This window comes from Stenotrophomonas sp. G4, assembly GCF_003428825.1.
Taxonomy (GTDB): Bacteria; Pseudomonadota; Gammaproteobacteria; order Xanthomonadales; family Xanthomonadaceae; genus Stenotrophomonas; species Stenotrophomonas indicatrix.
Window position 1 is genome coordinate 1,529,235 of record NZ_CP031741.1, and the last position, 14,949, is coordinate 1,544,183.

Here is a 14,949-nt window from a genome sequence, read left to right on the forward strand (position 1 = left end):
GGGAACCCCAGATAAATGTCCAGTCAGCCACCCGCAAGGCTGCTTGGATGCGCTTTTTTTCCGCCATCGCCCAACTCGCATCGAGGCTACCGAAAAATGACCCACCCACTCCGGATGTCCAAGCTTACCCTTGGTCTCGTGGCTGCGCTCGCCGCCGCTCCCGCCTTCGCCCAGAGCACCTCTGCCGGTGTCGGCGGCCAGGTCGTGTCCAACGCGGGCACCCCCGTGGCCGGTGCTGAAGTCACCATCACCCACACCGAGTCGGGCACTGTTTCGCGCGCGACCACCGATGCGTCGGGTCGTTACAACGCGCGTGGTCTGCGCGTGGGTGGTCCGTACACCATCACCATCACCAAGCCGGGTGAGGGCACCAAGACCGAAGAAGGTGTCTACCTGAACCTGAACCAGGTCAACACGGTCAACGCCAACCTGGCCGGCGATGTTGCCGCCACCAACCTGGATGCCGTGAACGTCGTCGCGACCGCGGGTGGCCTGGACATCTTCAGCGCCAACAAGATGGGCACCGGCACCAACGTGACCCGCGAAACGATGGATGCGTTGCCGTCGGCCAACCGCAACATCCAGGACTACGTCCGCCTCGACCCGCGCATCTCGCAGGTCAGCAAGGCTGACGGTGCGATTTCGGCCGGTGGCCAGAACACCCGTTACAACGCCATCCGCATCGACGGCATCAGTGCCTCCGATCCGTTCGGCCTGGGCTCCAACAACCTGCCGACCGAGCGTCAGCCGGTGTCGATGGACGCCATCCAGGAAATCAACATCGACCTGGCCAACTACGACACCACCATCGCTGGTGGTACCGGCGCGGTGATCAACGCCGTGACCAAGTCGGGCACCAATGAATTCCACGGCACCGTGTACGGTTCGTACCGCGACAAGGACATGGTCCGTTCGCGCCTGGAAGGTGACCGCCAGGACTTCAACGGCTTCGAGGACGAGAAGACCTATGGCATGACCTTCGGCGGCCCGATCGTCAAGGACAAGCTGTTCTTCTTCAGCAACTACGAAAAGTACGAGCGCTCGGCCGCCGGCATCAGCCTGAGCGACACCCCGATCGGCAAGGGCACCATCACCCAGCAGCAGATCACCGATGTCCAGAACTACCTGGGCAACCTGGGGTATGACCCGGGCAGCCTGGCTGCGCCGAACAGCAAGACCGAAATCGAAGAGTACGCGGTCAAGCTGGACTGGAACATCAACGAGAACCATCGTGCCGCCCTGCGCTACAACAAGATGGAGCAGAACGTCGTTCGCTTCCCGCAGGTCAGCAGCAGCGCGATCTCGCTGAGCAACTTCTGGTACCAGCAGCCGACCGAATACGAAACCTGGATGGGTGAACTGTTCAGCGACTGGTCCGAGAACTTCTCGACCGAGTTCAAGGTCTCGCACAAGGATTACTCGGCCAACCGCGTGCCGCTGGTCGACATGCCGCAGATCCGCATCCGCTCGGGCAACGATTCGCTGTACGTCGGTACCGAGCAGAATTCCCACGTCAACATCGTCGAGTCGAAGGAGCTGAGCGCCTTCGGTGCGGGTACCTGGTACGTCGGTGACCACACCGTCAAGTTCGGCTTCGATTATTCGAAGAACGAGCTGATGAACTTCTATGGCCGCAATCTCAACGGCGTCTACGAATTCGACAGCGTCAACGACTTCCTGGCGGGCAGGGCCGCGCGCTACCAGCTGCGTGCGCCGCGCGCCGACGGCAGCCGCAGTGACATCCCGGCCGACTTCACCCTGAAGAACACCGGCGTGTTCGTGCAGGACACCTGGGCGATCAACTACAACCTGAACCTGATGTTCGGCGTGCGCATCGACATGCCTGACTTCAGCAGCCAGCGCCTGTACAACCCCCGTATCGAGCAGCTGTACGGCTTCAACAACACCAAGCTGGTCGACAAGAACCTGGTGCAGCCGCGTGTCGGCTTCAACTACACCTTCGACAGCGAGCGTCCGACCCAGCTGCGCGGTGGCGTGGGCCTGTTCGGTGGCGCCGCCCCGAACGTCTGGCTGGCCGGTGCGTACCAGAACACCGGTCTGAACTACATCGAGTATGACCAGCGCAACCCGCCGGTGGGTTCCTTCACCCCGGACGGCAACAACCCGTATGTTCCGGCCGGTGGCCCGGCTTCGGCCCGTCAGAACGTGGACATCATCGCGCCGGGCACCCGCCTGCCGTCGGTGTGGAAGGCCAACCTGGCGTTCGACCATGAGCTGCCGTGGTACGGCATCGTGGCGTCGGCCGAACTGCTGGTGACCAAGGTCAAGGACGGCATCTACTTCGACCGCCTGGACGTGTCCGCGCCGACCACCTACGGCCCTGACGGCCGTGCCATCTACTGGAACGACGCGGGTCGCAACCCGGCCAACGCCCGTATCGAAAAGGGCACCAACTTCGGCATGTCCACCGGCACCAAGGGGGCGGGTGACCGCGCCAACCGTCCGAGCGACATGGGCGATGTGCTGGTCATGCGCAACACCGACAAGGGCCGTGGCAGCCAGGCGACCTTCTCGCTGGCCAAGCCGCTGACCGAGAACTGGGGCTGGTCGCTGGGTTACACCTACACCCAGTCGAAGGAAGTCAGCCCGCTGTCCAGCTCGCAGAACACCTCGAACTGGAACAACACGCTGATCTTCAATGCCAATGAAGACGTGGCCTACAATTCGCGTTACGCGATCAAGGACCGCATCACCGGCACCCTGGAATGGAAGCACAACTTCTTCGGTGATAACGCCACCCGCATCGGCCTGTTCTACGAAGGTCGCTCGGGCCGTCCGTACAGCTACATCTTCTACAACGATGCCAACGGCGATGGTGCAACCACCAACGACCTGTTCTACGTGCCGAATGCACCGGGCGACGTGCTGTTCACCGGTGGCGCGGCGATGGAGAAGAGCTTCTTCGACTGGCTCGCAAAGAATCCGGAGCTCGAGGCCTACCGTGGCAGCGTCGTTCCGGCCAACCAGCACCGTGCCAAGTGGATCAATTCCTTCGACGTCCGCATCAGCCAGGAGTTCCCGGGCTTCGTGAAGAGCCACAAGGGTGAGATCGCGCTGGACATCATGAATGTCGGCAACCTGATCAACAAGAAGTGGGGCCTGATCGACGATTACGGCTTCTACTCGACCCGCCGTGTTGCCAACTACGCCGGTATCGATCCGGCCACCGGCAAGTATGTGTACTCGTTCACCGGTGCTGACGATTCGTCGATCCAGGAAAACAACAACGACAAGGGCAACACCGCCGTGTCGCGCTGGTCGATGCAGCTGACCCTGAAGTACAAGTTCTGATCCTTCAGAGCCTGAAGCAGTAAAGGGAAACGGCCGGGGAAACCCGGCCGTTTTCCGTTCAGGTGATAATCCTTGCGAGGGGCAGGGCATCGGCGTAGCATCAGCCCGCGTGCGCGGCGCAGATGCCGCCGAAGCGGTCCCGGAGCGGCGAACGCGGGACGCACCTATCCAACGGTCGGGCTTCCCGGCCGTTTTGCTTTTTAAGGGGGCGGCAGTACAGTCGGAAACCTTGAAGGAAGCAGAAAAGTGGATATGACAACGAATGAAAAGGCAGCGCGGACGCTGCCGGTGCAGGACGCGCGGATCTACCCGCGTGGTGGCCTGGATGTGCTGTCGCGGGCCGAGGTTGCGCGCCTGCGCGACGCCTCCAGTGGTGGCATGCACGAGCTGCTGCGCCGCTGCGCGCTGGCCGTGCTGACCAGTGGCAGTGCCTCCGATGATCCGCGCGCCGCGCGCGATCTTTACCCCGATTTCGACATCCAGGTCGCACAGCAGGATCGCGGCGTGCGCATCGACCTGGCCAATGCGCCGGCGATGGCGTTCGTCGATGGCGAGATCATCCGCGGCGTGGCCGAGCTGCTGTTCGCGGTGGTCCGCGACCTGGCGTACATGGCCATCGAGATGGGCCCGGCCTACGCGGCCGAGCTGGAGTCGTCCGAGGGCATCACCAATGCGGTGTTCGGGCTGCTGCGCAATGCGCGCATCCTCAACCCGGGTGATCCGAACCTGGTGGTCTGCTGGGGCGGTCACTCGATTTCGCGCGACGAATACCTGTATACCAAGCAGGTCGGTTACGAGCTGGGCCTGCGCGGCCTGGACATCTGCACCGGCTGCGGCCCGGGCGCGATGAAGGGCCCGATGAAGGGCGCCACCATCGCCCATGCCAAGCAGCGCCGGACCGTGACGCGCTACATCGGCCTGACCGAGCCGGGCATCATCGCGGCCGAGTCGCCGAACCCGATCGTCAACCACCTGGTGATCATGCCGGACATCGAGAAGCGCCTTGAAGCCTTCGTCCGCATCGGCCACGGCATCATCGTGTTCGCCGGTGGCGTGGGTACCGCCGAGGAGATCCTGTACCTGCTCGGCATCCTGCTGCGCGAGGAGAACAAGGACCTGCCGTTCCCGTTGATCCTGACCGGCCCGACCGTGGCCGCGCCATATTTCGAGCAGATCGACCGTTTCATCCGCCTGACCCTGGGCGACGCTGCGGCCGAGCGCTACGAAATCGTCATCGGCGACCCGGTGGCGGTGGCCAAGAAGATGTCGGCCGGCATCAAGCGCGTGCGCGAGCATCGCCTGGCGCAGAAGGATTCGTTCTTCTTCAACTGGTCCATCGAGATTCCGTGGGAATACCAGCAGCCGTTCGTGCCGACCCACGAAGCGATGGCGGCGCTGGACCTGCACCACGGGCGTGCGCCGCACGCGTTGGCCGCCGACCTGCGCCGGGCCTTCTCGGGCATCGTCGCCGGCAACGTGAAGGAAGACGGCATGCGCCGCATCGAGGAGTTCGGGCCGTTCCAGATCCATGGCGACCCCGACATGATGCAGGCGCTGGACGCGCTGCTGCGGGCCTTCGTCGAGCAGCGCCGGATGAAGATCTCCGGTGAATACCAGCCCTGCTACCAAGTGCTGGCGTAAGCGAGGCGAGGGTGGCTGGACGGCGCGGCGGGGACCGCGCCGGACCGGTGGGGGAGGGCGGGATGTCAAGGCTTTGACGCCCGTCGCCCGGATCTGACCGTTCATCCTGCCGCCGCTTGCCGGCGGCAGGCCGGTGCGCCATCGTGGGCACCAACACGCTGGGGAGCGTCCAATGTCTTTGCGCCGGCAAAACGGCTTCACGCTGATTGAGTTGATGGTCACCGTTGCCGTAGTGGCGATCCTGGCCGCGATTGCCTTTCCAAGCTTCCAGGGCACGATCCGCTCAAGCCGGGTGAGCTCAACCAACAATGAGATCCTAGGCTTGCTCAGTCTCGCGCGCAGCGAGGCGATCCGGAGCAACCGCGGCGGTGGTGTGTGCGGCAGCAGCGACGGTGCGAGCTGTGACGGTGCCTGGTCCAGTGGCATGTTGGCCTTCGCTGATGCCAGCGGCGACGGTGTGATGTCTTCAGGCGAAACCGTCCTCCGCTTCGTCAGCGGCAACCCGAAGTTGAAGATCACCGGGCCGTCGGACGAAATCGCCTTCGATGGCCGTGGGCGCCGCCGCGCCAGCGCTGATCAGGATGTCCTGCTGGAACCGGATGTCTGCAGCGGGGGGGCACTGCACAAGCGCACAGTAACGGTGAACGCCTCAGGACAGATCCGCAGTGCCAAGGAAGCTTGCCCATGAAATCCAACTCTTTCCGCGCACGCCAAGCCGGGGGCTTCACCCTGCTGGAAGTGCTGATCGCCATCATCGTGCTGGCATTCGGCCTGCTGGGCTTCGCTCTGCTGCAGACCATGAATGTTCGCTTCGTGCAAAGCGCAAATTATCGAACCCAGGCTACCAATCTGGCGTATGACCTGACCGAGCAGATGCGCAGCAACCGCTATCAGGCGGCCTGGTACACCGGCGCATCGTTCGCGGCAGGCAGCAAGACCGCCGCCACCGCATGCACCAGCGATACTGGCGACGTCTCCATTGAAAAGAAGATCGTGCGCTGGCAGTGCCAGGTGGTGAGGGCGTTGGGAGATGATGCGGGGGCAGAAGTCACCTACAACGGTGGCGTCGTCAATGTGGCCATCACGTGGGGCGACCAGCGCTGGGATCCGGATGATCCGGACAAGGCCACCACCTTTGCACTGGCCACGGAGCTGTGAGCATGCGCCTGAACCGACGCGCCACCATGGCCGGCCTGTCGCTGGTGGAATTGATGATCGCCTTGGTGATCAGCCTGGTGCTGATGCTGGGGGTGGTGCAGGTCTTCATGGCCTCGCAGACCGCCTCGCGCCTGTCCGAGGGTGCCTCGCGCGTGCAGGAGAATGCACGCTTCGCGCTGGACTTCCTCGAGCGCGACATCCGCATGGCCGGGCACATGGGCTGTGTCAATGACCAGGCGCATGTGGTGAAAAACCAGGGCGATCCGGTATCGCATTTCACTGCAGCCACTGGAGATGGCAGCCCGCTGGACTTCTCGGTATCCATCCAGGGCTTTGATGCGCCGGAAACAGCGCCTGGTGGCAGCCTCACCCTGGGCGCGGCGTGGTCCGCTCCAGCGGCCCTGCCGGATGCGATTGCCGGGCTCAGCCCGACACCGGCCGGAGGCAGTGATGTCCTGGTGCTGCGCTATCTGGCGCCTGAAGGCGTGCCGGTGACGGGCATCTCCTCTGATGGTGGCAACGCCGTGCTGGACATGGACAGTTCCAGCGTTGCCCGGCTGACCCGTGATGGTGTCGGGGTGCCAACTCTGTTCGGCATCGCAGACTGTGGCCACGCCGATATCTTTGCTGGGGAGCTGGATGGTGCACGGGTAACTGCGAACTCGCTCGATCTGTCGCGGTATGCCGCGCAACCGACCGGACAGACCATGCTCTATCGCGCCGAATCGATGGTCTATTACGTGGGCATCAACCCGGACACGCAGCAACCCGGCTTGCGGCGTGCGCGTGCCAACAGTGGTGGGGCCTATGCGAGCAATGAAGAACTGGTGGAGGGTATCGAGAGCCTGCAGTTGATGTATGGCTTGGACACCACCGCCAACATTGGCTTGTCCACCCCGCCGGCCGGCAACATCACCAGGCTGGCTGCGGCGGGTGGTGTCAGCACCGACGCCAATGCCGACGGCGCCGCGCAATGGTTGCGCGTCGGACAGGTGCAGGTGGGCTTGTTGGCCCGCAGTCCGTCGCCTTCGTCGTCGACGGCACCCGCCAATGCGTTCTCCGTGCTTGGTGTCAGCTTCGCCAACGGCGACCGCTCGGACGGGCATTACCGTTCCAGCTATGAAGTCTCGATTGCACTGCGCAATCGCCTGTTCGGAAACTGACCATGACGACCTTCCCGCGTTCGTTCAGGCGCGTTGCCGCTCCCCGCCAGCAGCGCGGTGCCGTGCTCTATGTCGCGCTGATCATGCTCATCCTGCTGGCATTGCTGGGCATCGCCGGCATGCAGGTGGCGGGCATGCAGGAAAAGATGGCGGCCAATTACCGGGCAGCCAACCGGGCGTTCCAGAATTCCGAGGGCGTGGTACGTGCCGCCGAGCGCACCGTGGAGCAGATCGCCAATCGCAAGGATGTCAGTAGCGACAGCCTGGTGCAGGCCAGCGATCTGTCGCGCGTCTGCGATGATGGCTTCGACCCGGCCGATTGGGCCGAAGGCCGCCGCGACGATACCCGGCCGGCCGTCAACGTACGACAGATCGACAGCTGCGTGATCGGCGAATCGGCGCTGGAGATGGGCCGGCCGCTCGAAGACGTCACACCGATCTACCAGATTACCGGATTCGCCACCGACGATGCTGATGCCAGCTCGTCCGCAGTGGTCATCGATACCGTATTCAAACTCTGAGGATGCAGGCCATGGCTTCGCGCAAATTCCGCTTCATGGCCGCTGGCGGTGCCGCACTGGCGCTGGGGGGAGGCTACTTCATCTACAGCCTGATGGCGGCCCAGGCCCAGGGTACGCTGGCGCAGGCGCCGCTGAACATCCAGGTGCAGACGCCACCGGCATTCCTGATGGCACTGGATGATTCCGGCTCGATGCTGTGGGAAACGCTGAACAATACCCGTGATGGTGTCTATCGCTGGGATGGCAGCAGCTTCTACAACCAGGGCGTTGCCAACGGCTACGGTGATTCCGTGCAGCGCTATCTGTACGTATTTCCGAGTTATGGGCGTGATGGCCAGGTGGCCATACCGCCGCTCGACAATTTTGGATTCGCACGTTCCCCGGACGTCAACCCGTCGTATTACGATCCCCGCGAAACCTACCCCGGTTGGAAGACGGGCCTGTCGGGCGAGGCTGCCTCCAACTACATGGAGATCAAGTCGGCCAATGCGCCTCTTGATCCCCGACCGACTGGTGCACCCTCCAGAATCGGCGGTTCACTGAATCTGACTGTGGATTCCTTATTGACCAGCATGGCTACGGGGGCCAAGGATCCGGCGAACTGGCGCTTCCGCTTTCGTTCCGGCATGAAGCTGCCGGTAGGTACCCGTATCGAGAGCGGTCGGTGCAACTTGAGCGGTGGAGTTACCCAGAAGGAAGACCGATTCCTCAGGGTCACCCGCGAGGCCACCATCAGCAGCTCATCCTGCGATGCTGCTGTGGCCTTCTATCCGGCCACGTTCTTCCTGGCGGATCCTGCCACGTTGCCTGCCGAGTATGGTTATACCGCCACTCCGGTGGCGATTACCAATCCAGCTGGTGGGCGGCCAGGCACCCTCTACAAGTATGAAATCAAGCTGGAGAATTTCAACAAGGACGAGGGCAAGTACAACGCTGCCATGCAGAGCTTCGCAAACTGGTTCAGCCTGTACCGGACGCGTCGTGAGGCGTTGATCGGTGCCGCTACCAATGCACTGTACGACACCACCAATCTCCGCGTAGGCTGGTTCCGCATCAATGGTCAACGTCCGGTGACCATGTTCAACATGACCACTGAATCGGAAAGAGCACGGCTGCTGGGTGAGATCATCGGTGAGATGCGCGCCGGCAGCAGCACACCGAACCGTTCGGCTGCGGACTACCTCGGCAAGCAGTTCCAGCGTACGATCCAGGATACGGATAAGAATCCTCCCGTGCTGCTGTCCTGCCAGAAGAATGCAGGCATGCTGTTCACCGATGGCTACATCAATGAAGAAGAAAACAAGACATTGATGAGGGATCTGGTAGCGCCCTATTACAAGAACTCCCTGGTTCCCAGCCTCGATACCAAAGAAGGGGCAGTGCCGGTTCCTGCCGAGTGCAAGGGGCCCAATCCGGACCCTTCACTGGACTGCAACACGCATCTGCACATGAATTTCTATGGCGTGACGCTGGGTACGCTGGGCAAGGAGTTCGGCGTCAAGTACCTTCCGGATCCGAAGAGGCCTTGGGTGCTCAGCCCAGATCCCTATGTCGTCAAGCCCAATTTCCCGACCACGACGCAGGATCTCAAGCCGGAAGCGGTCGACGAGCTGTGGAACGCGGTATATGACACCCGCGGCGAGATGGTCAACGCCACGCGCCCGGGCGAAATCACCGCTGCCATGCGCCGGATCATCAGCAATGTTGCCCAGGGGGCCACGCCGTCCGGCTCGCGTTCGTTGACGGGGGCTCGTATCGGCGTCGGCTCGCTGTCGGTGGAGCCGTTCTACGAGGCAACCAACAACGGCACCGACTGGTACAGCAAGCTGCGCGCGTTCACGCTGAAGGTGGACGAATCGACACGCAAGGTCGTCTCGGAAGAGGCTTGGGAGGCGTCGGCTCGGATGCCGGCGGCAGCGTCGCGCCGTATCCGCTTCTGGCGTGACGGCGAACTCGTTGATTTCACCGATGGCAACGTCAGTCTTGCCAACCTGTGTGACAAGTCGGGGGAGATGTATCCGGGCATCCTGATCTGCAGCGCTTCGGAGCTGGAGGGATTGGCCAAGGACCCGGCGACGGCGGTTGCCTACCTGCGTGGAGAAACCGTCAGCGAAAAGCGCAATGGCGGCACGCTGCGCGACCGCAGCACGGTGCTGGGAGACATCATTACCTCCACGCCGGCGCTGAGTTCACCCCTGGATGACTACGGGTTCCGTCGCCTGCCGGGCACGATGGGCAGCAGTTATGCCGACTACATGGTCACCAAGCGCAATGACCGCCGTTACATGGTATATGCCGCTGCCAACGACGGCATGTTGCACGCATTCGATGGTGGCATGGGCGCGGACGGCAAGATGGACAGCGATGGTGGCAAGGAACTGTTTGCCTACATCCCGTCCACGGCGCTGGGCCACATGGGCAACCTGCTGCTGCCCAATGACCCCACCAACCAGAACGTCCAGCGCTTCCAGCATCGCTACTATGTCGATGGCCCGGTGACGATCAGCGATACCTACAGCGGCGGAAGCTGGACGACCTCGCTGGTCGGCACGGCGGGTGCCGGTGGGCGCAGCGTGTTCGCGCTGGATGTGTCTGATCCGGCCAGCTTCGGCGGCACCGGTTCGCTGCTGTGGGAGATCAGTGATCTCAATGCCTCGCTGGATGAGGACGTAAGGAGCAATATCGGCCACGTGCTGGGCAAGCCGGTCATCGTGCCGATGAAGAACTCTGATGGCTCGGTGAGCTTCCGCGCGATCTTCGGCAACGGCTATGAAAGCAAGAGTGGCAAGGCGGTGTTGTTCGTGGTCGACATGGTGGCCGGCAAGGCGCCGACCATCCGCATGATCGAGGCGGTAGAGTCGGGCCCGAACCTGCCCGCCGGCAGCAACGGGCTCGGCAACATTGTGGTAGTGGATCGCTGGGGCGGGTCTGCGCAGAACGACCGGGTGCGCGATGGCTTGGCCGATACCGTCTATGCCGCTGACAAGCGGGGCGCAATCTGGAAGTTCGACCTGCGCGCCGACGCGGCACCGACGGTTCCGCTGTTCACAACCGATACCCATGTCGATGCCAACGACCGGCGAACCTATCGCCAGCCGATCACCGGTGGCATGACGGTGACTACCGGGCCTTCCGGCGGTGTGATGCTGATCTTCGGGACCGGTAGCTTCTCCTACTACGGCGATGAAAATGATGCGGCGATGCAGGCGTTGTATGGCATCAACGACACTGAAATCGGGCAGCCAAGCGCCCCTCTGACGTCGGCGAACCTGCGTTCATTTGCTGCGCAGTTCGAGAATGATGTGCGGACGCTGCTCCCAGGCACCATACCGACGCTGAGTCGTGGCTGGACTGTGACACTTGCCGACAAGGAGCGCGCGGTAGGCAATCCACGCATCGTTTCCGGGGTGGTGTTCATACCGACCTATGTTCCATCTGAGTCTAACGGTTGTTCGGTGGATGGCTCGAACTGGGTGTTTGGCCTGCAGGCCAGTAATGGCGAAGCGGCGATGTCGCAGGTGCGCTTCGGAGCACCTGACGGCAAGTCTCCTGGCGCTGGTGCAGCCGGTGTACCCCTGAACACCGGCGGCAATGCGCCGGTCAGGGACGTCACGACCTCCGTGGCGCCCCGCTTGGCGCCGCCGGATCCGGGCAAGCCGGGCACACCGCCGCCCACGCCACCAGGCGAAGCGTGCGTGATGCAGATTTCGGTGGCGGGTGCGGAACCGATGTACCTGCCGTACCCCTGTGGCCGCCAGTCATGGAGGCAGATCCAGTGATCGCTGTCCGTTCTTCGTCGAGCCAGGGAGCTGTTGAAATGCGCACAACGCCAGCGGCGGGCCGCTTGGCCCGTGGGTTCACCCTGATTGAACTGATGATCGTGGTAGCGGTCGTGGCGATCCTCGCTGCGATCGCTTACCCGAACTACAGTGAGCACGTGCGCAAGTCGCGCCGGGCGCAGGCTAAGGCTGACCTGGTGGAATACGCCCAGCTTGCCGAGCGTTACCACACGATCAACAACACGTATGTGGGATTCACCTTCCCGGGCAATGCTGATTCGATCAACTCTCCTCGTGAAGGCGGTACGGCTGCCTACACGCTGTCAATGGAGACCGCGCAGTCCACGTTCACGCTTACCGCGACGGCAGCCAATGCGCAGGCCAAGGACAAATGCGGTAGCTTGACGCTCAACCAGGCCAACGTGAAGACCTCTGGGGGAGCGCTGTCCGAATGCTGGTAATGCGGGCGAAAGGGTATATGCGGATGCTGTGAACGGGAGTGTTGCACTCTCCGTTGGAGGTGATTACAATGCGCCTCCCCGCCCGAATAGCTCAGCCGGTTAGAGCACTTGACTGTTAATCAGGGGGTCGTTGGTTCGAGTCCAACTTCGGGCGCCAAGCATTACGCATCAAAGGCTTGCGGTTATCCGCAGGCCTTTTTTGTTGTCAGCAGGGTTGATCGGACCGTGTTCGTGTTGATCGGATACGTCCGCTGTTGCTGACAATTACGTGCGAGCGCTCACGGCCATCCGCACAGATGCGCAGCGTCAGGTTGGCTCCAGGGCTGCGGCCATCGGGCTGGAAATAGAGTTGTGCGCGACCGCTGTTGCTGGTCGCACGGATACTGACGTTGGGGAGACCTGACTGATGCAGCAGGACGGCATCGGCAGACGAGGGCGGTTGTCGTCGGCCACCCGTGCTGTACACGATCCATCCCTGGCTCCAATCATCGCTGCATCGCCGGCCGTCGGTGCTTGCACAGAGGCCGACCAAGGCGCGGCGCATGATCGCCTGGGTACGCGCGGTGGCCAGGCCGGAATGTAGGTTGAAGCGGGTGGCTTCCGAGCGCTGCTGCACCAGCAGTGCCTGGAACGTTGGCCAGCCCGCGGCGAGCAGTATCGCAAGCACCGCCACGGCCACCAGCAGTTCCAGCAGATGCATGCCGCGGTGCGTGTAGGGGCCGGGAGCGGGAGCGGGGGCACAGCGCATGCCTCCAGCTTCCGCCTGTCCCGGCGCGTCTGCCATCAGGCACCGCCGCGCCTGCCTGCCCGGAAACCCCTCAGCGGACCGTCACCAGACGCCCTCTATACTTACCTTTCCCCGAGACCTGGCAACACCATGAGCGACAGTTTCCAACTTGTCTCGCCGTATTCGCCGGCGGGCGACCAACCCGATGCCATCGCCAAGCTGACCAGCAATTTCGAGGCTGGCGTGGCCAAGCAGACCCTGCTGGGCGTCACCGGCTCGGGCAAGACCTACACCATCGCCAACGTCATCCAGCAGATCCAGAAGCCGACGCTGATCATGGCACCGAACAAGACCCTGGCGGCGCAGCTGTACGGTGAGTTCAAGGCGTTCTTCCCGCACAACGCGGTGGAGTACTTCGTCAGCTATTACGACTACTACCAGCCGGAAGCCTACGTGCCGTCGTCGGACACCTTCATCGAGAAGGACAGTTCGATCAACGAGCACATCGAACAGATGCGGCTGGCGGCGACCAAGACCCTGCTGTCGCGGCCGGATGCGATCGTGGTGGCGACCGTGTCGGCCATCTACGGCCTGGGTGCGCCGGAAGACTACCTGTCGCTGCGCCTGATCCTGTCCAAGGGCGAGCGCATCGACCAGCGCGACCTGATCAATCACCTGACCCAGCTGCAGTACACGCGCAACGAATACGAGCTGCAGCGCGGTACCTTCCGCGTGCGTGGTGAAGTGATCGACGTGTTCCCGGCGGAATCGGACAGTGAGGCCCTGCGCATCGAACTGTTCGATGGCGAGGTGGAAAAGATCACGATGTTCGATCCGCTCACCGGCGAGACCATGCGCAACCTCATGCGCTTCACCGTGTACCCGAAGACCCACTACGCGACCACGCGTGAACGGGTGCTGGCGGCGGTGGAGACCATCAAGGTCGAGCTGAAGGAGCGCTTGGAGCAGCTGTACGCGCAGAACAAGCTGGTCGAGGCGCAGCGCCTGGCCCAGCGCACCCAGTTCGACCTCGAAATGATGGCCGAAGTGGGGTTCTGCAACGGCATCGAGAACTACTCGCGGCATTTGACCGGCAAGAACGCGGGCGAGCCGCCGCCGACCCTGTTCGATTACCTGCCGGCTGATGCGCTGCTGGTGATCGACGAATCGCACGTGACCATTCCGCAGATCGGTGCCATGTTCAAGGGTGACCGGTCGCGCAAGGAAACCCTGGTCGAGTTCGGCTTCCGCCTGCCGTCGGCGCTGGACAACCGTCCGCTGCGCTTCGAGGAGTGGGAGGCGCGCTGCCCGCGCAGCATCTATGTGTCGGCGACACCGGGTCCGTATGAATTCCGCGAGGCCGGAGAGGACATGGCCGAGCTGGTCGTGCGCCCGACCGGCCTGATCGACCCCGTGGTGGAGATCCGCCCGGTCGGCACCCAGGTCGATGACCTGATGAGCGAGGCCAACGAGCGGATCAAGGCCGGTGACCGCGTGCTGGTCACCACCCTGACCAAGCGCATGGCCGAAAACCTCACCGAGTACCTGACCGAGCACGGCATCCGCGTGCGCTACCTGCACTCGGACATCGATACCGTTGAACGCGTGGAGATCATCCGTGACCTGCGTCTGGGCAAGTTCGATGTGCTGGTCGGCATCAACCTGCTGCGCGAGGGGCTGGACATGCCCGAGGTCTCGCTGGTGGCGATCCTGGATGCGGACAAGGAGGGCTTCCTGCGCTCGACCGGCTCGTTGATCCAGACCATCGGCCGTGCGGCCCGCAACGTGCGCGGCAAGGCGATCCTGTATGCGGACAAGATCACCCGTTCGATGCAGGCAGCGATCGATGAGACCGACCGCCGCCGCACCAAGCAGGTCGAGTACAACCTGGAGCACGGCATCACTCCGCGCTCCGTGGCGCGGCCGATCGTCGACGTGCTGGAGGGCGCACGCTCGGACGCCGCCGAGAAGGAGTCCCGCAAGGGCAAGGGCAAAGGCCGTTCCGGGGTGGCAGAGGACACGATCGACTACCGGTCGCTCAGTCCGGCGCAGCTGGCCGCTCGCCTCAAGGCCCTGGAGCAGCGGATGTACCAGCATGCCAAGGACCTGGAATTCGAGGATGCCGCCCGGGTGCGCGACCAGATCAGGCAGCTGAAGGAGGCCAGCCTGGGCTGAACGCGGTAAAGC

10 protein-coding genes and 1 tRNA gene are annotated in these 14,949 nt (G+C 63.1%); 10 read left to right on the forward strand and 1 reads right to left on the reverse strand.

Going from position 1 to position 14,949, the window contains the following annotated elements; all coding sequences use genetic code 11:
• The first annotated feature begins 96 nt into the window (after positions 1–96).
• From D0Y85_RS07090 to D0Y85_RS07130, 9 genes are all read left to right on the forward strand, one after another.
• Positions 97–3,312 (forward strand): TonB-dependent receptor, encoded by a 3,216-nt coding sequence (locus D0Y85_RS07090; RefSeq protein ID WP_117309972.1) that lies wholly within the window; start codon positions 97–99, stop codon positions 3,310–3,312.
• A gap of 252 nt (positions 3,313–3,564) precedes the next feature.
• Positions 3,565–4,953, forward strand: coding sequence for a nucleotide 5'-monophosphate nucleosidase PpnN (gene ppnN / locus D0Y85_RS07095; RefSeq protein ID WP_025875258.1), 1,389 nt, complete (start codon positions 3,565–3,567; stop codon positions 4,951–4,953).
• A 172-nt stretch (positions 4,954–5,125) separates the two neighbouring features.
• Positions 5,126–5,641 carry a GspH/FimT family pseudopilin gene (locus D0Y85_RS07100; protein WP_117309973.1) on the forward strand — a complete coding sequence of 172 codons (516 nt, stop codon included), beginning with the start codon at positions 5,126–5,128 and terminating at the stop codon, positions 5,639–5,641.
• Positions 5,638–6,111 carry a type IV pilus modification protein PilV gene (gene pilV, locus D0Y85_RS07105; RefSeq protein WP_117309974.1) on the forward strand — a complete coding sequence of 158 codons (474 nt, stop codon included), beginning with the start codon at positions 5,638–5,640 and terminating at the stop codon, positions 6,109–6,111. Before D0Y85_RS07100 ends, pilV begins: the two co-directional genes overlap by 4 nt.
• Positions 6,112–6,113: 2 nt before the next feature.
• On the forward strand, positions 6,114–7,274 hold the full coding sequence (locus D0Y85_RS07110; RefSeq protein ID WP_117309975.1) for a PilW family protein: 1,161 nt from the start codon (positions 6,114–6,116) through the stop codon (positions 7,272–7,274).
• A 2-nt stretch (positions 7,275–7,276) separates the two neighbouring features.
• Entirely contained in the window at positions 7,277–7,795 is a 519-nt protein-coding gene (locus tag D0Y85_RS07115; RefSeq protein ID WP_117309976.1) for a PilX N-terminal domain-containing pilus assembly protein, read from the forward strand.
• An 11-nt stretch (positions 7,796–7,806) separates the two neighbouring features.
• Positions 7,807–11,574 (forward strand): PilC/PilY family type IV pilus protein, encoded by a 3,768-nt coding sequence (locus tag D0Y85_RS07120; RefSeq protein WP_117311870.1) that lies wholly within the window; start codon positions 7,807–7,809, stop codon positions 11,572–11,574.
• Positions 11,575–11,612: 38 nt separating this feature from the next.
• Positions 11,613–12,035, forward strand: coding sequence for a type IV pilin protein (locus D0Y85_RS07125; RefSeq protein WP_117311871.1), 423 nt, complete (start codon positions 11,613–11,615; stop codon positions 12,033–12,035).
• A gap of 80 nt (positions 12,036–12,115) precedes the next feature.
• Positions 12,116–12,192 (forward strand) — tRNA-Asn (locus tag D0Y85_RS07130).
• 48 nt (positions 12,193–12,240) lie between these two features.
• Here the strand turns inward: D0Y85_RS07130 and D0Y85_RS07135 are convergent.
• A complete protein-coding gene (locus tag D0Y85_RS07135) occupies positions 12,241–12,735 on the reverse strand; it encodes a GspH/FimT family pseudopilin (RefSeq protein WP_117309977.1) in 495 nt (164 codons plus the stop codon).
• Positions 12,736–12,912: 177 nt separating this feature from the next.
• Between D0Y85_RS07135 and uvrB the strand changes: the two genes are divergently transcribed.
• Positions 12,913–14,937 (forward strand): excinuclease ABC subunit UvrB, encoded by a 2,025-nt coding sequence (gene uvrB, locus D0Y85_RS07140; protein ID WP_117309978.1) that lies wholly within the window; start codon positions 12,913–12,915, stop codon positions 14,935–14,937.
• The last annotated feature ends 12 nt before the right edge of the window (positions 14,938–14,949 follow it).